The sequence below is a fragment of the Hydrogenophaga sp. R2 genome, from assembly GCF_049843595.1.
Taxonomy (GTDB): Bacteria; Pseudomonadota; Gammaproteobacteria; order Burkholderiales; family Burkholderiaceae_C; genus Hydrogenophaga.
The window spans coordinates 144471-165166 of record NZ_JBBHZN010000005.1; the positions used below are offsets into that span (position 1 = coordinate 144471).

Sequence of the window (20696 nt, forward strand, 5' to 3'; positions counted from 1 at the left end):
GGCAGACAAGCTTCAGGGGAGGTCGGTATTGGGCGGGGGAGCCGACGTACTGCGTGGCCCCACGGTGCCCAGCCGCTGCCGCAGCGACTGCGGCTGGCCGCTGAGCAGCGCGGCGTACAGCGTGGTGTTGGACAGCACCCGCTTGACGTAGTCGCGGGTCTCTTCGAAGGGGATGGTCTCGGCCCACACCTCGCCCGGCAGCACCGGGCCTTCGCGCCAGGCGCGTGCCCGGCCGGGGCCGGCGTTGTAGGCCGCGGCGGCCAGCGGCATGGAGCCTTCGAAGTCGTCCAGCGCGAACTTGAGGTAGGCGGTGCCGATCTGGATGTTGGTGTCGCGCTCGTTGATCTGGGCCGGCCGGAAATCGCTCAGGCCGATGCGCCGTGCGGTCCAGCGGGCGGTGGCGGGCATGACCTGCATCAGGCCGGCGGCACCCACGCCGGAACGGGCGTCGGTGACGAAGCGGCTTTCCTGGCGGATGAGGCCGTACACATAGCCCGGCTCCAGCCCGATCTCCCGGGTGCGGCCCAGCACCGCGTCGCGGAACGGCGTGGGGTACCGCAGCGCCATGTCGATCTGCGAGCGGTTGCGCAGGCTGGTGTGGATGCAGCGGTCCCACAGCTGTTCGCGGCAGGCCAGCGTGGCAGCGGCCAGCAGTTCGCGCTCGGTCATGCCGCCCGGCGTGTGCAGGGCGATGCTGTAGTTCCATTCACGGTTGGCTTCGCTGCGCAGGCCCAGCCGGTAGGCGGCCAGGGCGCGGCGGATGCCGGGGTCGCGGGTGATGTCGCTCAGCTCGGCCGCCGTGGGCGGGGGTGGCGGGGGCGGCAGGCTGACCTTCAGGCCCAGTGCCTCCAGCGCCAGCTGCTCGTAAAAGCCGTGGGGCGAGGCGATGCCGGCCAGCAGCTGCCGGGCCTGCAGCACCTCGGGCGCGGGCGAGGCGCCCACCACGGCGGTGCCGGGCGGCACGGCCGGGGCGCTGGCATCCGGCACGCCGGCGGCCGATTCCAGGCCGGCCTGGGCCAGCAGGGCACGCGCCTTCCAGTACACCCAGGCCGGGTCGGACTGCTGGGCCGGCCCCATGGCGTCCACCGCTTCGCGCACCATGCTCCAGCGTCCGGCGCGCAGACCGGCCCGCACCTTCCAGGCCAGGTGGTCGTCGGCCATGCCGCGTTCGCTGCCGCGGGCAAAGTAGTCCACCGCCTGCGGCATGAACTTCTGCGCGGCGCGCTTGCCGATCACGCCCCAGAGCCAGTCGCGCTCGTCACGGGTGAGCTGGGTGCGCCAGCGCAGGTGGTCCACCTCGGCGGCCGCAGCGGCCGGGTCGTTGCTGGCCAGCCGGATGATGGCCAGCGTGACCAGTTCCTTGGTGAAGGTGCGGAACGCGGTGAGCTTGCCGTCGAGGTAGCGCTGCGGCTCGGCGGCAATGGTGTCCAGCCGCGCTGCCCATTCCGGGTTCAGCAGGGCCACGGCCTGGCTGGCCGCCCGGGTCTTGCCGGTCTCCATCATCAGGCGGGCCCGCATCCACACCGCCTTCACGTCCAGATGCCCGCTCTGCAGCAGCGCTTCGGCGGCGGTGGCGCAGCCGGTGTCCTGGTCCTTCTGGGCCAGCCATTCCACCTGCACCCGGGCTGCGGCCTGGGCGGGCTCCACACGGCCGGCCACAGCGTCCAGCATGAGGCCGTAGCACCGCACCTGGCGGTCGTCGTTCATGCGAAAGCGCGGGCGCTCCAGCTCGAAATCGGCCCAGTTGCGCTGCCGGCCGAGCAGCAGCAGCCAGTCGTTGCGCAGCCGGTCTTCCCAGTAGGTGCCGGCCATGGCGTCCAGCGCAGCGCGGATGTCGGCCGCCGGTGCCGATTCGAGCCGCGCGCGCATCTCCCAGTAGCGCGCCAGCGGCTCCAGCACATGGCCCTGGACCTTGGGCAGCGACTGGCCCAGCTGCGCGGTGCGGCCCAGCCGGAAGGCGTCGCGCATGTCCAGCAGGGCGGTGTCGCCCGGGGCAGCTGCGGGGGCCTGGGCCAGCACGCCGAAGGGGGTCAGGGCGGCGGCCAGCAGCCCCGCCATAATGGGCCGGCGCCACGCCCCGGCCGAGATCGATGGAATCACGAAAGACATCGCCCCGATTATGGATACCAAACCCCCAGAGAGTTCCCCTGTGGCTGCCCGCAAGATGGCCTGGCGCAAGTCCCTGGTGGAGAAGCGCCAGAACCTGGCCGACCGGGCCTGGCGCAACGACCTGCTGCAGCGCGTGATGCGTGTGTGGCTGATCCACCGGCCCGACACGGTGATCGGGGCCTACTGGCCCATCAAGGGGGAGTTCGATCCGCTGCCGGCGCTGTTCCGCTGGCAGGAAGCCGGGCTGGAGGAGGACGCGGCCAGCGCCGCCCGCCAGCGCCGCATCGGCCTGCCGGTGGTGAACAAGGTGGACAAGACGCTGACCTTCCACACCTGGTACCCCGGCTGCCCCATGGAGGAAGACGCCTACGGCATTCCCAAGCCCAAGGACACCGAGGTGGTGGTGCCCACGCTCATCTTCGTGCCCTGCGTGGGTCATGGCCCGGGCGGCTACCGGCTGGGTTATGGCGGCGGCTTCTACGACCGCACCCTGGCCGCCCTGCAGCCCAAGCCCTTCACCGTGGGCCTGGGCTACGACTTCGGCTACCTGCCCGACCTGGAGCCCGAGCCCCACGACCAGCCACTGGACGCCATCCTGTGCGACACCGGCGTGGCCTGGCCGGTGCGCTGAACGGATCGATCAGAAGCTCGGGACGCTCGGGACGCTCGCGATGCTCAGCCGGGCTTGCTGCAGACTCTCGCGAATCTTGCCGCCTGCCCACGAACCAGGCTGGTGATGCGCCAGCTGTCCCTGCAGTTGCGACATGCATGTCGACAGCTCTGCGGTGTAACGGATCAGATCCTGCTGGATCGCCGGACTGGCCAGATGGCTGTCGCTGGCGTAGATCTCCACCGTGATGGACAGGTGGTAGGCCTTGTTCAGCAGCTCATGAAGGTGGACGCCACGCAGCTCCGGGTCCGATGGAGGCTGCACCTGAGGTGGGGTTTCAGACACCGTTCCGACCCTGGGGGAGTAGGTGGGCGTGGTACTGACGCTGGACGATTCGATCTCGGGGCGGGGTGACCGATCCGGCGACGACGAACCGGATCGGGTGGGCGGGAGGGTTTGCTGACCAGGTGATGAAATCATGATGGCTTATTCCGTCTGGATTGGAAAAGCCTGTTGGTGTCTTTCATGCAGCCAGCCGATCCGGTGAGCGGACAGCTGGTCACACCCGATCGGGGTTGGCGTGGGCCTCGGTGATGCGCTGCTCATGCCGCACCAGCCACAGCCCGCTGCCGATGATGATGGCCGCGCCCAGCCAGGTGTGGGCCTCCGGCAGGGCCTGCCAGATGAACCAGTCCAGCATCACGCCCCAGGCCAGGGCGCTGTATTCGAACGGCGCCACGGCCGAGGCCTGACCGTGCCGGAAGGCCTCGGTGATGGCCAGCTGACCGCCGAAGCCGGTGATGGCCAGGGCCAGCAGCAGCGGCAGATCGGCGCGGGCGATGGCCTGCCAGTGCGGCGCGGCCAGGGTGGTGGCAGCCAGTGACAGCAGCAGCGTCATCCACAGCACCATGCCTTCGCTGCTGTCGGTGCGGCTGGCCAGCCGGCCCACCACGGCCGAGATGGCGTAGCACAGCGCCGCCCCCAGCACCGCCAGCCCGCCGGCGGTGACCAGACCGGCCTGCAGGTCCTGGCCGCTGGGCCGCAGCGCCACCAGCACACCGGCAAAGCCCACCGCCACCGCCACCCAGTGCACCCACGGCACCCGCTCGCCCAGCACCGGCACTGACAGCACCGTGATCAGCAGCGGCGCAACAAAGAACAGGGTGTAGGCGGCGGACAGCGGCAGGTCGCGCACACCCAGGGTGAAGAGCGACAGCATGGCCACGCTGAGGGCCCCGCGCAGCAGGTGCAGTGACCAGCGGGCCGGCTTGATGCGGCCCCAGGCGCCGTTCCAGGTGATCCAGGCCAGCACCAGCGGCAGGCAGGTCAGCCCCCTCAGGGCGGCGATCTGCATGACCGGGTAGCGCGCGGCCAGGGTCTTGAGCACCGCGTCCATCAACGCAAAGAAACCCACGGCCACCAGCATGGCGACGATGCTGCGCAGGTTGCTGGAGGAGCGGCTGGGGGACATGGCGGGACTCTCGGCAAAAGCGGTCGAGTGTGCACCAGCGTGGGGCGCGCATCGGTTCCGCCCGGTCTCAGTCGATCAGGTCCACCGTGTCGGGGTCGGGGGTGTCGCCGATGGCCTCACGCGTGGCGGCGGCCTGCAGCAGCAGCCAGTCGCAGAAGGCCTGCACCTCGGGCCGGCGGGTGCGTTGCGGGCCGGTGACCAGCCAGTACGCCAGTGGCGAGTCCATGCGGCAGGCCGGCAGCGGCTCCACCAGCGCGCCGCTGGCCAGGCTCTCGGCCACCAGCGGCAGGCGGGCCATGGCCACGCCCTGGCCGGTGAGTGCGGCCTGCACGATCTGGTGGGCGTAGTTGAAGTAGAGCCAGCGCTGGGGCTGCAGGGCCGACGCGGCGGGCCGCCGGCCGGCGCTGCCCCGTCGCGGCGGCGTGATCTGGCCGTGCGTGTCGAGCCAGCGTTGCCATGTGAGCCATTCGAGGTGCCGGGTGCGGTGGGCGTCACCGGCTTCGATGAGTGCCACGCCCGCCAGATCGGCCGGGGTGCGGATGGGGTGCGTCTGCAGCAGCCAGGGGCTGGCCACCGGGGTGAGCTGCTCGCCGAACAGCCGCACTGCGTTGGGCGGCGCGTTCTCGGGCGCACCGTAGCGCAGGGCCAGGTCCACGTCGGCGGTGGCCAGGTCGACGGTGTTGTCGGTGGCGTCGATGCGGATGTCGATGTCCGGGTGTTCCCGCTGGAAGTGCTCCAGCCGGGGAATGAGCCACATGGAGGCGAACGAGGCCCAGGTGGTGATGGCCACGCCGCGACGGCCCGCGCCCTGGCGGATCTGCCGCACCGCGCTGTCGATGCGGTCGAGTGCCGGATCGACCGCCCGCAGCAGCTGGGCGCCGGCCCCGGTGAGCTGCACCGAGCGGGTGTGGCGCAGGAAGAGCGGTGCGCCGATTTCGTCCTCCAGCGCCTGGATCTGGCGGCTGACCGCGCTCTGGGTGAGCGACAGCTCGTCGGCCGCGGCCCGGAAGTTGAGCAGCCGGGCCACCGCCTCGAAGGCGCGGAACTGGCCGACGGAGACGGGGCGGGAGCGGCTGGTGGGCGGCATGGGGGTGTGGGCAGATTGATGCAGAAAGCGAATGGATTATGGCCGGCGTTTTCATTGGACCAAAGCCCTGCTGCGCAGCAACATCTGCATCAACAAAGAGGCGTTCCGATCCGGTCAACCGCAGGAGTCCATCATGTCCATTCATGCATCTGCAGAATCTTTCAGCGCCGCTCCGCTGTGGCAGCTCGGGGCGGGTGGCGCCGCCAGCCTGCGGCCTTCGGCGCCCAGCCGGCTGGCCGTGCGCGAAGGCCGGGCCTGGGTCACCTGGGGCGACGGCAGCGACCGCGTGGTCTGCGCCGGCGACGGGGTGGACGTGCCGGCCGGTGCGCATGTGGTGGTGGAGGCCTGGCCCTGCGGCGGGGGCGTGCTGCGCTTTGCCCTGGCCGCCGCCTGACGGCCGGCCCCCGGGGCGGGGGCCGCTGGCAGAATGCCCCGCATGGCCCGCCCCAAGTCCCCCACCCACGACCTCAAGCGCGACGAGATCCTCAACCTGGCGGCGCAGTGCTTCGCGAACCGCAGCTTTCCGGCGGCCAGCATGAACGACATCGCGGCCGCCTGCGGCACCAGCAAGGCGCGGCTCTACCACTACTACGAGAGCAAGGAAGCCATCCTGTTCGACCTGCTGGACCGCTACACCCAGCGGCTGCTGGCCCTGATCGGCGAGGCCGAGGCCCACGCCCAGCGCCAGAACCTGAGCGAACGCGACGCCCTGCATGCCCTGGTGCGGGTGTTCCTGGCGGAATACGAGACGTCGGCCACCCGCCATGTGGCCCTGGTGTCCGACACCAAGTTCCTGGGCGATGTACAGCGCGAGCTCATCCTCAACCGCCAGCGCGACGTGGTGGCCGCCTTCACCCGCTTCATCCGCCGCGCCTACCCGGACCGGGTGACGCCGGCCAACCAGACGGCCCTGACCATGATGCTGTTCGGCATGATCAACTGGACCTTCACCTGGCTGCGCCCCGGCGGGCCCATGAGCTACGCCGGCTTTGCCGAGGAGGTGGTGGCGGTGCTGGACCGGGGTCTGGCGGGTTGAGCCTCCCGGTCCTGTGATTTACTTATCCGAAACACGTTTCGTTTAAGTAAAATTCTGGCTTCCATCCAGGAGACCCCCCATGAGCAAAGCCTTCGCCTCCCAGGCCGACCTGCAGGACAAGAACATCACCTTCGAACAGCTCAGCGCGCATTGCTGGGCCTACACCGCCGAAGGCGACCCGAACTCCGGCGTGATCATCGGTGACCAGTACATCCTGGTGAGCGATGCCACCGCCACCCCGGCCATGGCGCAGGACCTGATCCGCCGCATCCGCCAGGTCAGCGACAAGCCCATCAAGTACGTGCTGCTCACCCACTACCACGCGGTGCGCGTGCTGGGCGCCAGCGCCTTCAAGGCCGAGGGCGCGACCGAGGTGATCGCCAGCCGTGGCACCCACGACCTGATCGTGGAGCGTGGCGCGCAGGACATGCAGAGCGAGATGGAGCGCTTCCCGCGCCTGTTCCGGGGCGCCGATTCGGTGCCCGGCCTGACCTGGCCCACGATGGTGATCGGGGACGGCACGCCTGGCCGCCAGGGCAGCCTCACCCTCGATCTGGGCGGCGTGAAGGTCGAGATCTGGCACCCGGGCGCCGGCCACACCAAGGGCGACACCATTGCCTGGGTCGAGTCCGAGAAGGTGCTGTTCAGCGGCGATCTGGTCGAGTTCGAGGCCGGCGTCTACACCGGGGACGCGCAGCTGGAGGAGTGGCCCGCCACGCTGGAGGCGCTGCGGGCGCTGGGCGCCGAGGCCATCGTCCCCGGCCGGGGCGAGGCCATGAAGGGCAACGCCGACGTCAACAAGGCACTCGACTACACCGCCCGCTGGGTCACCACGCTGTTCCAGGCCGCCCGCGAAGCCGCTGCTGCCGGTATGGACCTGAAGGCCGCCATGGCCCACACCCGCCAGAAGATGGACCCGGTGTTCGGCCATGTGTTCATCTACGAGCACTGCCTGCCCTTCGACGTGAGCCGCGCCTACGACGAGGCCCGCGGCATCAAGCACCCGCGCATCTGGACCGCCGAGCGCGACCAGGAAATGTGGGCCTCGCTGCAGGCCTGACCGGCCTCGCTACCATGCGGGGTCCATGAGCACCCCGCCACTCCACCACGCCTTCACCGACTGGGCCGTCGTCACCGTCTTCGGCGTGGTGTACCTGGGCATGTTCCTGGGGGGCCTGCCCCGGCTCCGGCTGGACCGCACCGGCGTGGCCCTGCTGGGTGCGATCGCCATGATGGCCATCACCGGCATGACGGTGAACGAGGCCGCCTCGGCCCTGGACGTGACCACCCTGCTGCTGCTGTTCGCCTTCATGGTGATCTCGGCGCAGATGCGCCTGGGCGGCTTCTATGCGGCCGTCACCCTCAAGGTGGGCGCCATGCCGCTGTCGCGCCCGGCCCTGCTGGCCGCCCTCATTCTGGTGGCCGGCGTGCTGTCGGCGGTGTTCTCCAACGATGTCATCTGCCTGGCCATGACGCCGGTGGTGCTGCGGCTGTGCCTGCAGCGGGGTCTGCCGCCGGTGCCGTTTCTGGTGGGTCTGGCCTGTGCGGCCAACATCGGCTCGGCCGCCACGCTCATCGGCAACCCGCAGAACATGCTGATCGGCTCGGTGCTGTCGCTGCACTTCGCCGATTACGCCGCCCGTGCCCTGGCACCGGTGGCCGGTGGCCTGCTGGTGCTGTGGGTGTGGCTGGCCTGGGGGCCGGCGACCTCGCGCCACGACCCGCTGCCGCCGCCTTCGGTGGCCGTCGAAGAAGACCCGCCCTTCGATGCCTGGCAGACCACCAAGGGACTGACCGTGGTGGGCGTGCTGATGGTGCTGTTCCTGTTCACCGACGCGCCGCATGCGGTGCTGGCGCTGGTGGGGGCGGCCCTGCTGCTGCTCAGCCGCAAGCTGGCGTCGTCCGAGGTGATTGGCCTGGTGGACTGGTCGCTGCTGGTGCTGTTCATGGGCCTGTTCGTGGTCAACCATGCCTTCGAGACCACCGGCCTGGCGGCAGAAGCCGTGCAGTGGATGGCCGCGCGCGGCGTGGTGCTGCACGAGCCCGGCACGCTCATGGTGGCCGGCGTGCTGCTGTCCAACCTGGTGTCCAACGTGCCGGCGGTGATGCTGCTGCTGCCGCACCTGCAGGACCATGCCTCCACCGCCGGCGTGCAGCTGGCGCTGGTCACCACCTTCGCCGGCAACCTGCTGCTGGTGGGCTCGATCGCCAACCTGATCGTGGCCGATCTGGCGCGTCAGCAGGGTGTGCACATCGGCTGGCGCGAACACGCCCGAATCGGTGTGCCGGTGACGTTGCTGTCGCTCGGTCTGGTCTGGATCGCGCTGCGCTGACGCGGCGCCTCAGCCCGGGTTGGCCAGCGTCCGCAGGTCGGCTTCGTACTGCTTGAGCGTGGTCACCGCCCGCTGCCGCTGTGCCGGCGTGGTGCTGTTGTGCAGCAGGGCGATCTGCCGGCAGCCGTGCTGGATGGAGGCCTGCAGATAGGCGTTGTAGCCCGGAGTGGGCGAGTCGGTGAACCGGTTCATGTGCGCCTGGATGCGCTGGCGTGCCGTGCTCGGGTCGGCCTGGGCCTGCCGGAGGGTCTGCTGCAGGTCGGCCTGGCGGGCCAGCCGCTCCTGCTGGGTGCGGGGCGCGTCGAAGGGCGAGGCCGCCAGTTGCTGGCGCAGCAGCTGGCGCTGGGCATCGCTGAGGCGGCCATAGAAGGTCTCGATGCGGTCCTGTGCGCGTTCGGTGCGGCGGTCCAGCACCTTGTCCGGGGAGGGCTTGATGAAGTCGTCCTCGAACTCCCGGTTGCTCTTGGCTTGCTGGCGGGCCAGGTGCTCCAGCTGGGCAGGCGAGAGCGTGAGGGCCAGGCGGGTCAAGGGCGCCACGGCCTGAGCGGCGCCGCGTTCCAGGCTGTCGCGCACCCGTGCGAACTGCGTGCAGACCTGCTCGGCGCTGACATCGTCGGGTGCCAGCCGCTGCCAGTCGCGCAGCAGCTCGGCCAGGCGGGGCAGCTCTTCGCTGCGGTGCCAGGCAAAGAAGGCATCCAGGTCGGCGCGCACCTGGGCGGTCTGGCGGCTGTCCAGGTCCACATAGCCGTCCACCCACCAGTAGCTCAGGCTGGGCGCCTGGTGGTAGACCACCCGCAGGGCGGTGCAGCCTGCCAGCACCAGAGCGGCGCCCAGCAGCGCCAGGCGCCCCAGGTGGCGGGCCATAATCCGGCGCATTCCGCCGCCGGCCCGAGCGTGGGCCGCGTGTTCGGCAGCATGAAGGACAGACATGAGCGCAGCGTTGGATGTGGTGGTGATGGCGGCGGGCAAGGGCACGCGCATGAAGAGCAGGCGTCCCAAAGTGTTGCACCGTCTGGCCGGCCGTGCGCTGGCCCAGCATGTGATCGACTGCGCCGCGCGGTTATCGGCCCGCAGCGTGGTGGTCATCACCGGCCACGGGGCCGACGAGGTCGAGGCCGGACTGAGCGCACCCGCCGGCACGCCCTTGCGCTTTGTGCGCCAGGAGCCGCAGCTGGGCACCGGCCACGCGGTGCAGCAGGCCGCGCCCGTGCTGCCGGACGACGGCGTGACCCTGGTGCTCTCGGGCGATGTGCCGCTGACCCAGGCCGACACCCTGCAGGCCCTGCTGCAGGCCTGCGACGGTCAGCGCCTGGCCCTGCTCACGCTCGATCTGCCCGACCCCACCGGCTATGGCCGCATCGTGCGCACCGCCTCGGACGAGGTGCAGGCCATCGTCGAGCACAAGGACGCCACCGAGGCCCAGCGCGCCATCGGCGAGATCTACAGCGGCATCATGGCCGTGCCCACGCGGCTGCTGCGCGGCTGGCTGGCCCGGCTGGACAACCGCAATGCCCAGGCCGAGTACTACCTGACCGACGTGGTGAAGTTCGCCGTGGCCGACGGCCTGAGCGTGGTGGCGCACCGCATCACGGACGCGGTGCAGGTGGCCGGCGTCAACAGCCCGCAGCAGCTGGCCGAGCTGGAGCGGGCGTACCAGCAGCGCCATGCCCAGTCCCTCATGGTGCAGGGTGTGCGCCTGGCCGACCCGGCCCGGCTGGATGTGCGCGGCGAGCTGGTGTGTGGCCAGGACGTGGAGATCGACGTCAACTGTGTGTTCGAAGGCCGCGTGGTGCTGGGCGACGGCGTGCGCATCGGTGCGAACTGCGTGATCGCGAACGCCGTCATCGACGCCGGCGCGGTGATCCATCCGTTCACCCACATCGACGGCGAGAAGGCCGGCGTGCACGTGGGTTCGGGCGCGCTGGTGGGCCCGTTTGCGCGGCTGCGCCCGGGCGCCCGGCTCGGGTCCGAGGTGCACATCGGCAACTTCGTGGAAGTGAAGAACAGCACCCTGGCCGCCGGGGCCAAGGCCAACCACCTGGCCTACCTGGGGGATGCCACCGTGGGCGAGCGGGTCAACTACGGTGCAGGCAGCATCACCGCCAACTACGACGGCGCCAACAAGCACCGCACCGTCATCGAGGCCGATGTGCATGTGGGCAGCAACTGCGTGCTGGTGGCGCCGGTCACCATCGGCGCGGGCGGCACGGTGGGCGCGGGCTCCACCATCACCAAGGACACGCCGGCGGGTGCCCTGTCGGTGGCGCGCGGCAAGCCGGTGACGATTGCCGGCTGGCAGCGCCCGGTCAAGCAGAAGCGCTGATCAGCGCGGCTGGCCGCCCTGGCCCGGGGCGGCGCTGCTGCGCGAGCGCGGGCGGCGCGGCGCCAGATCGTCGTCCAGCCCCATGAGGTTGGACAGGCCCATGATTTCGGATTCGCGGAAGCCGGTGTTGCCGTACTGGTGGTCAAAGCCGGAGAGCTGGCTTTCCAGTTCACGCATCACGCTGTCGCGCTCGTTCTCGGTCTTGACCGGCTGCTTGGGCTTGGGCAGCTCGGCCAGGTTGAGCTGGGCACGGAAGTCGGCCGGCGAAGGCATGCGGTGGATGCCGTTCTTGAGCAGCACGAAGCGCACGCCCGCCGTGCGCAGGATGCGGTTCTTCTCGCGCACCCGCTCGGCCCGGGCCTCGGCATTGCTCAGGTGGTACTGCTCCACGTCGAACGCAAAACTGGGCTTGCCGTCGACGCCGCACACCACGAAGTCCGCGCTCTGGCCGTCCAGCCGCTCCAGGGCGCGCTCCTTGTTGCCGGCCCGGCGCACCGACAGCATGTGCTTGAGCGGCACCTGCGGCAGCACCACATGGCCAGGGAAGGTGTCCTGCAGGTAGTCCAGCATGGCCACCTGTTCCACCGAGAGCACGCGCTCGGGGCTGTAGCGGTCGTCCCGGCCCTGGTCGCCCTGGCGGAAGTACCGCACATAGAGCCAGCCGCACAGAACCAGCAGCACCGCCGCGATGCCGATTCCGGTCCACATCATGTCCATCAAGGCCTCCTGAAGCCCTGGCGCGGGCTTTTGTCGTTGAGCGGCGATTCTAGGAAAACTGTTACAGGTTGTGTCGTGCCTGCAAGCCAAACGAACTAACAAAACGCAACCGCTGTGCGGTTTGTATCAAACCCTGGGGGGTAGGGTGAGTCAACGGTATGCAACCGGCGATCAGCGGCTGAGCGGCAGGCGGGGGTCGAACTTGGAGCGGCGCGTGCTGAAGAACGCCTTGACGTTGCGCACGTTGGCGTCGCTGGTGAACAGCCGCTGGGCCAGGGCCAGGTAGGCCTGCATGTCGGCACAGTGCACCACCAGAACGAAGTCCGGCCCGGGGCTGACCCGGTAGCACTGCTGCACCGCCGGATCGGGGGCCACGCGGGCCTCGAAGGCGTCCAGCAGCTCGGCGCCCTGGCGCTCCAGGGTGATCTCCACGATGGCGGTCAGGCCGTGGCCCAGCAGGGCGGCCAGCCGCTCCGGCCGCAGGATGGCCACCACCCGCTCGATCAGGCCCAGCTGGTGCAGCCGGCGCACCCGCCGCAGGCTGGTGGGCGCCGACAGGTGGGCGGCGGCGGCCAGGTCCTGGTTGCTGCGGCCGGCATCGTCCTGCAGCAGCTCCAGCAGGCGCCGATCGGCGTCGTCGATGGATGGATATTCCGTTTCAGGCTGATTCATGAACAAAAACTTCACTCACTCGGATTGGTGGAATTTTGAATCAATGAATATGAAATTTCGAACATTTATTTCTTGGTGTCGTGCGTAGCATCCCGCCATTCGCATTCAACAGGAGCGTTTCATGTGCGGCATCGTGGCGGGGGTTTCGGGGCGCGACATCGTGCCGGTGCTGGTGCAGGGTCTGCAGCGGCTGGAGTACCGGGGGTATGACTCCTGCGGTGTGGCGGTGCATGCCGGCGGCCTCAAGCGGGCCCGCAGCACGGCCCGTGTGGCCGAGCTGGTGCAGCAGGTGCAGACCGAACAGATCGGCAGCGGCACCGGCATCGCCCACACCCGCTGGGCCACCCACGGTGCACCGGCGGTGCACAACGCCCACCCGCACTTCAGCCACGGCCCGGGGCAGAACTCCACCAGCGGCGTGGCCGGCCGCGTGGCCCTGGTGCACAACGGCATCATCGAGAACCATGACGAGTTGCGCGCCGCGCTGCAGGCCAAGGGCTACCAGTTCGAAAGCCAGACCGACACCGAGGTCATTGCCCACCTGATCGATTCGCTCTACGAGGGCGACGTGTTCGCCGCTTTGCAGGCTGCCGTGGCCCAGCTGCACGGTGCCTACGCGCTGGCCGTGTTCCACAAGGACGAGCCGCACCGCGTGGTGGGTGCCCGCGCCGGTTCACCGCTGGTGCTGGGCGTGGGCCAGGAAGCCGGACAGGGTGGCCATGAGCATTTCCTGGCCAGCGACGCCATGGCCCTGGCCGGCGTGACCGACCAGATCGTCTACCTCGAAGAGGGCGACCGGGTCGACCTGCAGCTGGGCCGCTACTGGGTGCTGGACGCCCAGGGCCGCTCGCTGGACGCCTCGCAGCGCCCGGTGCGCACCGTGAACGCCCACAGCGGCGCGGCCGAGCTGGGGCCCTACCGCCACTACATGCAGAAAGAGATCTTCGAGCAGCCGCGTGCGATTGCCGACACGCTCGAAGGCGTGGAGGGCATCACCGCCGACCTGTTCGGCGACCAGGCCCACCGCACCTTCCAGGGCGTCGACCGCGTGCTCATCCTGGCCTGCGGCACCAGCTACTACAGCGGCTGCGCCGCCAAGTACTGGCTGGAAGAAATCGCCCGCATCCCCACCCAGGTGGAGGTGGCCAGCGAATACCGCTACCGCACCAGCGTGCCCGACCCGCGCACCCTGGTGGTCACCATCAGCCAGAGCGGCGAGACGGCGGACACCCTGGCCGCCCTGCGCCATGCCCAGAGCCTGGGCATGCGGCACACCCTGACCATCTGCAACGTGGCCACCTCGGCCATGGTGCGGGAGTGCGCCATGGCCTACGTGACGCGCGCCGGTGTGGAGATCGGCGTGGCCTCCACCAAGGCCTTCACCACCCAGCTCGCCGGGTTGTTCCTGCTCACGCTGGCGCTGGCCCAGGTGCGCGGCCACCTGACCCCCGCGCAGGAGGCCGAGCACCTCAAAGCCATGCGCCACCTGCCGGTGGCCCTGCAGGCGGTGCTGGCGCTGGAGCCGCAGGTCATCAGCTGGGCCGAGGACTTTGCCCGCATGGACAACGCGCTGTTCCTGGGCCGGGGGCTGCACTACCCCATCGCCCTGGAAGGGGCGCTGAAGCTCAAGGAGATCAGCTACATCCACGCCGAGGCCTACCCGGCCGGCGAGCTCAAGCACGGCCCGCTGGCCCTGGTGACCGCCGCCATGCCCGTGGTCACCGTGGCCCCCAACGACGCCCTGCTGGAAAAGCTCAAGAGCAACATGCAGGAGGTGCGCGCGCGCGGTGGCGTGCTGTACGTGCTGGCCGACGCCGACACGCGGATCGCCAGCAGCGAGGGCATCCATGTCATCCGCATGCCCGAGCACTACGGCGCCTTGAGCCCGCTGCTGCACGTGGTGCCGCTGCAGCTGCTGGCCTACCACACGGCCCTGGCCAAGGGCACGGACGTGGACAAGCCGAGGAACCTGGCGAAGAGCGTGACGGTGGAGTGAGCGGGGGCCGGGCAGTTTCAGGTGAACCTGAAAAATGAGGTCTGTCGGAAAAAAATAGCTCTGTCGGAAACGAGGCCTGAATTTGTAATTAGATGCAACTGATTGGTTACATGTGTTCCGGAGTTGGCGAGAAGCCTCCAGATCCCTCACAGTGGATCGGCTGTAGGTGATTTATAAGTCGCGACGGCACTTGAAAGCCTGTACTGCAGCGGGTCCGGACCTTCGACGACCCAATGCCGATGGATTGGTCCATAACAGCTACAGGGGCTCGCAATACCTCTCCATTTGCTACGCTGAGCGGCTGACCGAAGCCCGCACCCAGCCCTCAGTGGGCAGCCGTGGCGACAGCTACGACAACGCGCTGGCCGAGAGTATCAACGGCCTGTACAAGGCTGAACTGATTCACCGCCGGCACTCCTGGAAGCCCAGGGAAGCCGTAGAACTGGCCACCCTGCAATGGGTGCACTGGTTCAATCACACCCGACTGCTCACGCCGATTGGGGGCATCCCTCCAGCAGAGGCTGAGGCAAACTACTGGCGGCAACGCGCCAGCGAGGCCGCGCAGGGGGCCTCAACTTAAACCAGCCAGCCTCCACGATTCCCGGGGCGGTTCATAGCGCCATCCCGGTTCCGGCCCCTGGGCTCAAACGTTAGCCAACTTATGCCGCACGTCTTCCGCCTACACCGCGAGAGCCTGAAACGAAAGTTTGCGGTGTACGTTGTGGTGGCCAAGTCAGCCGCAGACACGTATCTCTACGTCGGGAAGACAGGCGACAACCGAGAGGGCTGTAATCCGCTCATCTCGCGCTGCGGCAATCACTTCTCCTACAACGAGATCCATAGCCAGGTCAGAAACAAGATCCCTGATCACGAGTCCCGCGACTACACGTACGTCTTCGAGCATTTCGATGACTATCACGCAGACGAAGCAGCCCGTAGAGTCAGTATTGATCGAATCAACGAAATGGAGCGTTGGCTGAACCAGGAAGTCCAGACGCTTGTTGCAAAGAAGAATGACTTGAAGTTGCTGAACGAGTATCGCGGCCAGTCTCACGTCGCTCGACTCGAGAGGGCAAAGCGGGCCGGTTTCCGAACTGCAGCAGCTAAGGCCAAGATTGATTCGCTCATTGCCGCAGTCGAGGCCGAAGTTGGCTAACCCTTCGCTCGAGCTGATACGTACCGGCATGGAATTTGGCTCGCTTCTGGGATAAGTCCATCATCCGTTCAACGGGCCAAGCGCCAAACCGGCGCTCGCGCCTCAGCTCAAACGATAGGCATCTCAATTGACACCACCTCTGCACTACGTCCTCGATACGAACGCTGTCGTTCAGTCGCCCGAGATTCTTGCCTCGGCCCGGCGCCTGAAGTTACTCATTCCAAAAGCTGTATTAGGTGAACTGACTGCAAGAGGGCGAGAACACATTCGTAGTGTGGTCGGAACCCTGATCAATGACGCGCTCAACGCGGGAGCGCAGATTGTCGAAGCTCCCCCGCATCTTCAGAATGAGCTGATCGCGTCCGACCGCCACGCCCAGCGTCTTTCGGGTGCAGACTTTGACGTCGCGCGTACAGCCATAGGCTTTGCCGAACGCGGAATGCCTGTTTGCGTTGTGACGCTGGATCGAGCGCTCAGTACGTTCTTACAGTCCCGATCCATTCGCTCCATCACTCCCAGCGAATTCCTCAAAGAGCAAGAGACTCAGTCATCGGATCCAGTATTGCTCTCGTCGGCGCGCTCCATTAGCAGCCAACAGAAGCGCTACATGGTGTTGAGTGCTCTGCTTGGTGCCAGCGTGTCCCTTGGAGCGACCGCTGCGTATTCCAACGCGGCGCTACTCCTGAGCACGATCTCTGTCTGGGGAACCGTATCCGCCCTTCTTGTGCTCGGTGTCGGTCTCTTCTGGTATCGCCAGAGATACCGCCTTTCTTACGGAGTCTTCGAGTTCCTTGTGGGCGTGATGATGTCAATCTACGTATTCCTCCCGAAGTTTGACTACAGCACCCTTGGCGTTGCCCATGGGCTACAGGTACTCGCGGGCCTGTATGTAATGGTTCGCGGACTGGATAACGTCGGCAATGGGCTTCAAGGCACAAAGCTGGAGGCGGCGTGGAATCGATTGTTTGGTCGAAGCTAGAGATGCCTGACCCTTCGCTGGAGCGGGACCTCCGCCGGCATGGCAATCGGCCCCTCAGCTCGAACGTTGAACGACCGCATCCCCATTTGAAGACCGACCGCCTCTGGCTGATTCAAGCCGACCAGATGCCCAGATTCGCCACTGCAAAGCAGTCCTCCAGAGTCTCGCCTCAGTCGGAGCTGTTGGGTGCGGGCCAACCACCTGTTGATGGCCGGGAACAGTTCTTGGCCGCACTGGTTGAGCGCACAATGCCGGTTGAATGGCTAGAGCGTACTTCGTGCAGGGAGCCTCTATCCGGCACACAACTCCTCGTTTTAGCCTCGATATTGCGACAGCGCCAAATCTCGACAGCCGTCAGAAGCCTTGCATGTCAAAGCAGTACAAGCTTACCGGCCCGCTCGCGCAGAAGCGCGCTCCCAGCGACGCAGGTTGTGCGGAGAAGGACGCTGCTCGCCTTGGGCGCGACAAACGTGGGTGGGTCGCCGGCAACAAGCACCCAGGGAAGGAGTTCGAAGCCCGACGCAACCTTCCATCTGGCCCACTGGGCGGCTCAGGCCGCAAAACGAGTATCGCGCGATCCTCCTAGGCTGCCGCGAGACCGCCATCGGCCAGAAGCAGACACTCGCAGAAACCTGTGCGCAGTTCTGCTCGAAGTATCCACAGCAGGAAAGTGCATGGCGGGAAATTCTTCAAAGCGTAGGAGCAGACCCGGGGTCGACAAGTACGGCCGAACCCCGCTTCACTACGCTGCTGGCGAAGGACACCGAGTGGAAGTCGTTCGCCTAGGGCCAGAAGCGGACATGTCATGAATCAACCCAAAGAGCTTGTTGAGGCCTATCTGGCCGCGTCAGATGGTCGCGGATTCATTAAATCCTGGTGCGAGCAGAACATGCCAAGCGCTGAACTATTGAACGCTGTGGCCATCCATCTCGGCTGCGAGTTTCTAAATAGACGGATTGGCTTTTGCGCTTCCAGCGGTTTGCTTAACCAGTTGATGGCATCGGTCGGCTTTGAAACCGCACCGCGCACGTTCTGGGACTACTACATTGCGTTTGAGAACCATGAGACCTCGGATAACCCCGACTTCACCGCTCGCGCCGACATCGAAGCTCTTGTGAAGTAGTGGCGTCTGCTCAGGGCCCTGCGCAGCCTCAGCTAGCATGGCGCGCATCGGCCAACAGCAGACTCCCGAAACTGGGCCCACTTAGCTCGCCAACAACCTTGTAATGCAGGCAAGGATGGCGAAGCGGGCCGTAGCATTAGGAAGATCGGAAAGTAATTGTGGATTCTTTTGGGTTTTATGAACTGTATCGACTGCTCATATGCACGGCTGGCGGAGTATTGATCGGCGTGACTTTCATACTACAGTTGGTTCTAAGGGAAGTATTTAGTAAAAATGCATCATCAATTGGCAAGCGAAGGAGGCTGCTTGGATTGCTGCTGCGGCTCATTGCTGCTGCGATTGCATTTTGTTCAATAGTCGTTGTTTCTCGATTCATTGCCGATTGGGAACAAGGTACAATATTAGACGTAGTCGCAATAGCAGTCGGAACATTTCTATGCCTAGCACTAGCGGGGAAGGTAGTTCCTGCAATGGCGCGAGTAGTTGCCGATTTCGTCGGGCACTCGGCCCCTTAGGGGTCTGGAGTGGGCTTGTTCTTGGGTCAGCAAACATAGCAGCCGCCTCCCAGAGGTGCGTGCACACGGCGCTTGGTTAAGCAAGTATGGACATGGGCGTCGGCCTTCATCGACTGACTCCACAGGAGGCACACGATCGCGCAGTAGGAAGATGAATCAACTTTTGATCTGATTGTGTTTCCAAAAAGCGCCGGGAAGAATCCATGAGCCTTTCAGAAATTTATATTGTTCGCGTTCAGAGACTGCTGGCTGATTTGTCTCTTGCCCTGACGATTGATGAGCAGAGAGAAGTCACGCATCTTGCTGATCATGGGGAGCCAGCAGAGGCACTCCGAACACTAGCCTGGATAGTCGTAGACGGTGATCGCCGAATCCCGGCGGAAGCGATCGCCGCAATACGAGAGCTAACGGCAGGTTTGATTGATGAAAGTGATCTGCCGGATAATCTTGACTCTTATGCCAGCAGTTAGTCGGCAATCTTCTAAAGTACCTTGCTAAGTCGGGTGTATTCAAGAAGGTGCACTACGTCCACAGCATCTACAACGCAGCAGTTTCAGTGGCAGAGCCCTGCAACGATCTGGGCGCGAAAGTCGCCCCCGGCTTGCGGGATGCTTCTCGATCGCACATATGCAAACTAGGCAACCATGTCTGATCTCGGAATCCAATTGAGTTTTAAGGGGTTATTCATCTCTCGGTACGAATCTCCATCTCGGGCCGAACTAGCATGACCGGCCAGAAGCGGACGGTCGCCTCTATCGCATACTCCCGAGATTGCACGAGACAAACGGAAGCTATGGACCGCGAGCACAAGGGAGCACGCTACACAACGCTGATGTTCAGTGACATTCAGCGGGACGGCATGGGATTGGAGCTGCATTGGACGGTGGCGGGACAAGACTCGGTTGTCGCCGAAATCTTCTTCTCAGACTTCGAATCTTCATTGACGTTGAACACGTTTGATTGCGACGTCCCACTCGAACTAGTCGAAGAGCTGATCGCCGAAGCGAAGCGGCGCCTTCCTCCAAGCATGGCCTAGCAGCAACGGACTGCCATCTAGAGACGTCCGCTTCCGAGATGTCTGGATGGCTGCTTCGGGCCCAGCGCTGCCTCAGCTAGCATTGCGGCCATCGGCCAAAAGCAGACTCAGCAAGTGCCTCCTCTCAGCCCATTCAATCTACGTGGCATTGTGGTTGTTGGGGGTATTGCCGCTTTGTTCTTGTTCCTCGGTGAAAGCGTGGGTATGCGCGGACTCGGCTTCGTCATCTTTGCAAGCGCATTGATAGGCTGGAAGTCAGGACGTATCCCGTATGGCTGGCAAGGGCACGAGCCCTCTGGCTACATCACTGGAGTGCTGGCAAAAACGCTCTTTGTTCTTGGTGGACTTGTCGGTGTTTGGATGGTTTGGGATCCAGAACTCTGGCTTGCGATCCTCGACTGGGCTGATCCTTGACCGCACTCGTAGGGTCTGCCTCCGACCCGATGCCGTCTGAGCTAGCATGACTGCCACCGGCCAGGTGCGGAATCCCGCAGGCGAAGCACAATTCGGCGCAAAGCGGACATCCGAACATGAGTCAACTCAGCCAACCCGACCTCGCACTCTATCGCGCAGTGGACGAAGTACTTCACTACCTGTGGGACCCCATCGGGGTCGCGAGCGTCCCTGAAGCACGAGACGAATACCACGGCTATCTCCCTCATGTCTTTGGGATGCTCAAGAACGGGAGTGCCGAAGACGAACTTGCCGAGTACTTGGGTGGCGTCGCGACCAACCGCATGGGGCTGTCGGCGAGGCCGGACCACGACCGCGCGATAGCCAGACACCTGCTGAACTGGAAAGCGGCGTTGAGTGACCAGCAAGGCCAATGACGACTAGAAATGGACACGACCAGTGAGCACGTTCTACGATTCATCTGCTGCGCCTGACCCCCAAGTCTGGCTTTCTACTTCCTCTTAACAGCAGCTTCGGCTCGTGCGAATTTTTACGCTCAGGCCCGCAACGAAGGTGTAGGCAAGCTGCACGTGTTGCTCCACTCGAACGTCGAAACTAGGATTGCGAGGGGACACGGCCCTACGACCAAAGCGATGTTCAGGTTGCAGTCTCGGGGGCTTTCGCGGCAGGAGGCGATTTCTGCCATTTGCCAAGCTCTCCTCAAAGTAGGTGTCGGTGACGTTCCGGGTCGTGCGACCTTGGAAACCGAGGAAAACATGGCGCTCAACCAGCTTTAGGACTTCGAACCAAAAGGCACCATTCGCAACGGGCGCCAAGCCGTCATGAGCGTCTGCTTTCGCTCACGCGCCACTTCCGCTCCGGGCACACCACCACCACCACCGCTACGATGATGCACATCGGCCAGAAGCGGTCCTTCGCAAGCAAGCGAGAAACATGGCCAACTCTCTACTTGTCTCTACTCCGCTTGGTGACCTAAGATTTCGAGCTCTGGTCGAGCGCGCACAGCCGGCAGCCCGCCTTCTATTGACGACTATTCCCATCACTCCCGAGCTGCCCTCAGGGATGGCAGTGGATGGGTGCGTTGGCGTTGTGTTGACGAGTAGTCCAGCAGCACTGTAC

General features: G+C 65.8%; 21 protein-coding genes and 1 pseudogene. 15 read left to right on the forward strand and 7 right to left on the reverse strand.

Going from position 1 to position 20696, the window contains the following annotated elements:
* Positions 1-12 precede the first annotated feature (12 nt).
* Positions 13-2109, reverse strand: a complete 2097-nt coding sequence (locus tag WD026_RS15830) for a transglycosylase SLT domain-containing protein (protein ID WP_425724615.1) — start codon at positions 2107-2109, stop codon at positions 13-15.
* Positions 2110-2119: 10 nt separating this feature from the next.
* On the opposite strand from WD026_RS15830, the gene WD026_RS15835 reads away from it, so the two are divergent.
* A complete protein-coding gene (locus WD026_RS15835) occupies positions 2120-2740 on the forward strand; it encodes a 5-formyltetrahydrofolate cyclo-ligase (protein ID WP_425724616.1) in 621 nt (206 codons plus the stop codon).
* Between the two features lie 9 nt (positions 2741-2749).
* Here WD026_RS15835 and WD026_RS15840 read toward each other — a convergent pair whose 3' ends face one another.
* From WD026_RS15840 to WD026_RS15850, 3 genes are all read right to left on the reverse strand, one after another.
* On the reverse strand, positions 2750-3064 hold the full coding sequence (locus WD026_RS15840; protein ID WP_425724617.1) for a hypothetical protein: 315 nt from the start codon (positions 3062-3064) through the stop codon (positions 2750-2752).
* Positions 3065-3278: 214 nt separating this feature from the next.
* Positions 3279-4190 (reverse strand): DMT family transporter, encoded by a 912-nt coding sequence (locus tag WD026_RS15845; RefSeq protein ID WP_425724618.1) that lies wholly within the window; start codon positions 4188-4190, stop codon positions 3279-3281.
* A 67-nt stretch (positions 4191-4257) separates the two neighbouring features.
* Positions 4258-5277, reverse strand: a complete 1020-nt coding sequence (locus WD026_RS15850) for a LysR substrate-binding domain-containing protein (protein ID WP_425724619.1) — start codon at positions 5275-5277, stop codon at positions 4258-4260.
* A gap of 133 nt (positions 5278-5410) precedes the next feature.
* Between WD026_RS15850 and WD026_RS15855 the strand changes: the two genes are divergently transcribed.
* The 4 genes from WD026_RS15855 (at position 5411) to WD026_RS15870 (ending at position 8646) form a co-directional block, all read left to right on the forward strand.
* Positions 5411-5671, forward strand: a complete 261-nt coding sequence (locus WD026_RS15855; RefSeq protein ID WP_425724620.1) for a DUF2917 domain-containing protein — start codon at positions 5411-5413, stop codon at positions 5669-5671.
* Between the two features lie 42 nt (positions 5672-5713).
* On the forward strand, positions 5714-6313 hold the full coding sequence (locus WD026_RS15860) for a TetR/AcrR family transcriptional regulator (RefSeq protein ID WP_425724621.1): 600 nt from the start codon (positions 5714-5716) through the stop codon (positions 6311-6313).
* 79 nt (positions 6314-6392) lie between these two features.
* Positions 6393-7373, forward strand: a complete 981-nt coding sequence (locus WD026_RS15865) for an MBL fold metallo-hydrolase (protein ID WP_425724622.1) — start codon at positions 6393-6395, stop codon at positions 7371-7373.
* 25 nt (positions 7374-7398) lie between these two features.
* Positions 7399-8646, forward strand: coding sequence for an SLC13 family permease (locus WD026_RS15870; protein WP_425724623.1), 1248 nt, complete (start codon positions 7399-7401; stop codon positions 8644-8646).
* Between the two features lie 9 nt (positions 8647-8655).
* On the opposite strand, the gene WD026_RS15875 is transcribed toward WD026_RS15870, so the two are convergent.
* Entirely contained in the window at positions 8656-9510 is an 855-nt protein-coding gene (locus tag WD026_RS15875) for a DUF6279 family lipoprotein (RefSeq protein WP_425724624.1), read from the reverse strand.
* Between the two features lie 64 nt (positions 9511-9574).
* Between WD026_RS15875 and glmU the strand changes: the two genes are divergently transcribed.
* A complete protein-coding gene (gene glmU, locus WD026_RS15880; protein WP_425724625.1) occupies positions 9575-10969 on the forward strand; it encodes a bifunctional UDP-N-acetylglucosamine diphosphorylase/glucosamine-1-phosphate N-acetyltransferase GlmU in 1395 nt (464 codons plus the stop codon).
* Here glmU and WD026_RS15885 read toward each other — a convergent pair whose 3' ends face one another.
* Complete coding sequence (locus tag WD026_RS15885; protein WP_425724626.1) at positions 10970-11680, reverse strand: DUF2726 domain-containing protein; 711 nt, start codon at positions 11678-11680, stop codon at positions 10970-10972.
* 177 nt (positions 11681-11857) lie between these two features.
* Positions 11858-12358 carry an Lrp/AsnC family transcriptional regulator gene (locus WD026_RS15890; protein ID WP_425724627.1) on the reverse strand — a complete coding sequence of 167 codons (501 nt, stop codon included), beginning with the start codon at positions 12356-12358 and terminating at the stop codon, positions 11858-11860.
* A 121-nt stretch (positions 12359-12479) separates the two neighbouring features.
* Here WD026_RS15890 and glmS point away from each other — a divergent pair, with 121 nt between their 5' ends.
* The 9 genes and pseudogenes from glmS to WD026_RS15935 all read left to right on the forward strand — a co-directional run bounded on the left by glmS (position 12480) and on the right by WD026_RS15935 (position 19993).
* Positions 12480-14354 carry a glutamine--fructose-6-phosphate transaminase (isomerizing) gene (glmS, locus tag WD026_RS15895; RefSeq protein ID WP_425724628.1) on the forward strand — a complete coding sequence of 625 codons (1875 nt, stop codon included), beginning with the start codon at positions 12480-12482 and terminating at the stop codon, positions 14352-14354.
* A gap of 223 nt (positions 14355-14577) precedes the next feature.
* Positions 14578-14934 (forward strand): annotated as a pseudogene (locus WD026_RS15900) (integrase core domain-containing protein); the annotation flags it as partial.
* 81 nt (positions 14935-15015) lie between these two features.
* Entirely contained in the window at positions 15016-15510 is a 495-nt protein-coding gene (locus WD026_RS15905; RefSeq protein WP_425724629.1) for a hypothetical protein, read from the forward strand.
* A 127-nt stretch (positions 15511-15637) separates the two neighbouring features.
* Positions 15638-16489 (forward strand): PIN domain-containing protein, encoded by an 852-nt coding sequence (locus tag WD026_RS15910; RefSeq protein ID WP_425724630.1) that lies wholly within the window; start codon positions 15638-15640, stop codon positions 16487-16489.
* An 805-nt stretch (positions 16490-17294) separates the two neighbouring features.
* Complete coding sequence (locus WD026_RS15915; protein ID WP_425724631.1) at positions 17295-17612, forward strand: hypothetical protein; 318 nt, start codon at positions 17295-17297, stop codon at positions 17610-17612.
* A 718-nt stretch (positions 17613-18330) separates the two neighbouring features.
* On the forward strand, positions 18331-18597 hold the full coding sequence (locus WD026_RS15920) for a hypothetical protein (protein WP_425724632.1): 267 nt from the start codon (positions 18331-18333) through the stop codon (positions 18595-18597).
* A gap of 323 nt (positions 18598-18920) precedes the next feature.
* Entirely contained in the window at positions 18921-19163 is a 243-nt protein-coding gene (locus tag WD026_RS15925) for a hypothetical protein (protein WP_425724633.1), read from the forward strand.
* Between the two features lie 114 nt (positions 19164-19277).
* Positions 19278-19577: a hypothetical protein gene (locus tag WD026_RS15930; protein ID WP_425724634.1), complete on the forward strand. Its 300-nt coding sequence runs from the start codon at positions 19278-19280 to the stop codon at positions 19575-19577.
* Positions 19578-19693: 116 nt separating this feature from the next.
* Entirely contained in the window at positions 19694-19993 is a 300-nt protein-coding gene (locus WD026_RS15935) for a hypothetical protein (RefSeq protein ID WP_425724635.1), read from the forward strand.
* Positions 19994-20696 lie beyond the last annotated feature (703 nt).

Coding starts and splice junctions, on each gene's coding strand:
- WD026_RS15830 (WP_425724615.1), bottom strand. CDS start 2,109: ATGTCTTTCGTGATTCCATCGATCTCGGCCGGGGCGTGGCGCCGGCCC.
- WD026_RS15835 (WP_425724616.1), top strand. CDS start 2,120: ATGGATACCAAACCCCCAGAGAGTTCCCCTGTGGCTGCCCGCAAGATG.
- WD026_RS15845 (WP_425724618.1), bottom strand. CDS start 4,190: ATGTCCCCCAGCCGCTCCTCCAGCAACCTGCGCAGCATCGTCGCCATG.
- WD026_RS15850 (WP_425724619.1), bottom strand. CDS start 5,277: ATGCCGCCCACCAGCCGCTCCCGCCCCGTCTCCGTCGGCCAGTTCCGC.
- WD026_RS15855 (WP_425724620.1), top strand. CDS start 5,411: ATGTCCATTCATGCATCTGCAGAATCTTTCAGCGCCGCTCCGCTGTGG.
- WD026_RS15860 (WP_425724621.1), top strand. CDS start 5,714: ATGGCCCGCCCCAAGTCCCCCACCCACGACCTCAAGCGCGACGAGATC.
- WD026_RS15865 (WP_425724622.1), top strand. CDS start 6,393: ATGAGCAAAGCCTTCGCCTCCCAGGCCGACCTGCAGGACAAGAACATC.
- WD026_RS15870 (WP_425724623.1), top strand. CDS start 7,399: ATGAGCACCCCGCCACTCCACCACGCCTTCACCGACTGGGCCGTCGTC.
- WD026_RS15875 (WP_425724624.1), bottom strand. CDS start 9,510: ATGGCCCGCCACCTGGGGCGCCTGGCGCTGCTGGGCGCCGCTCTGGTG.
- glmU (WP_425724625.1), top strand. CDS start 9,575: ATGAGCGCAGCGTTGGATGTGGTGGTGATGGCGGCGGGCAAGGGCACG.
- WD026_RS15885 (WP_425724626.1), bottom strand. CDS start 11,680: ATGATGTGGACCGGAATCGGCATCGCGGCGGTGCTGCTGGTTCTGTGC.
- WD026_RS15890 (WP_425724627.1), bottom strand. CDS start 12,358: ATGAATCAGCCTGAAACGGAATATCCATCCATCGACGACGCCGATCGG.
- glmS (WP_425724628.1), top strand. CDS start 12,480: ATGTGCGGCATCGTGGCGGGGGTTTCGGGGCGCGACATCGTGCCGGTG.
- WD026_RS15905 (WP_425724629.1), top strand. CDS start 15,016: ATGCCGCACGTCTTCCGCCTACACCGCGAGAGCCTGAAACGAAAGTTT.
- WD026_RS15915 (WP_425724631.1), top strand. CDS start 17,295: ATGAATCAACCCAAAGAGCTTGTTGAGGCCTATCTGGCCGCGTCAGAT.
- WD026_RS15920 (WP_425724632.1), top strand. CDS start 18,331: ATGAGCCTTTCAGAAATTTATATTGTTCGCGTTCAGAGACTGCTGGCT.
- WD026_RS15925 (WP_425724633.1), top strand. CDS start 18,921: ATGGACCGCGAGCACAAGGGAGCACGCTACACAACGCTGATGTTCAGT.
- WD026_RS15935 (WP_425724635.1), top strand. CDS start 19,694: ATGAGTCAACTCAGCCAACCCGACCTCGCACTCTATCGCGCAGTGGAC.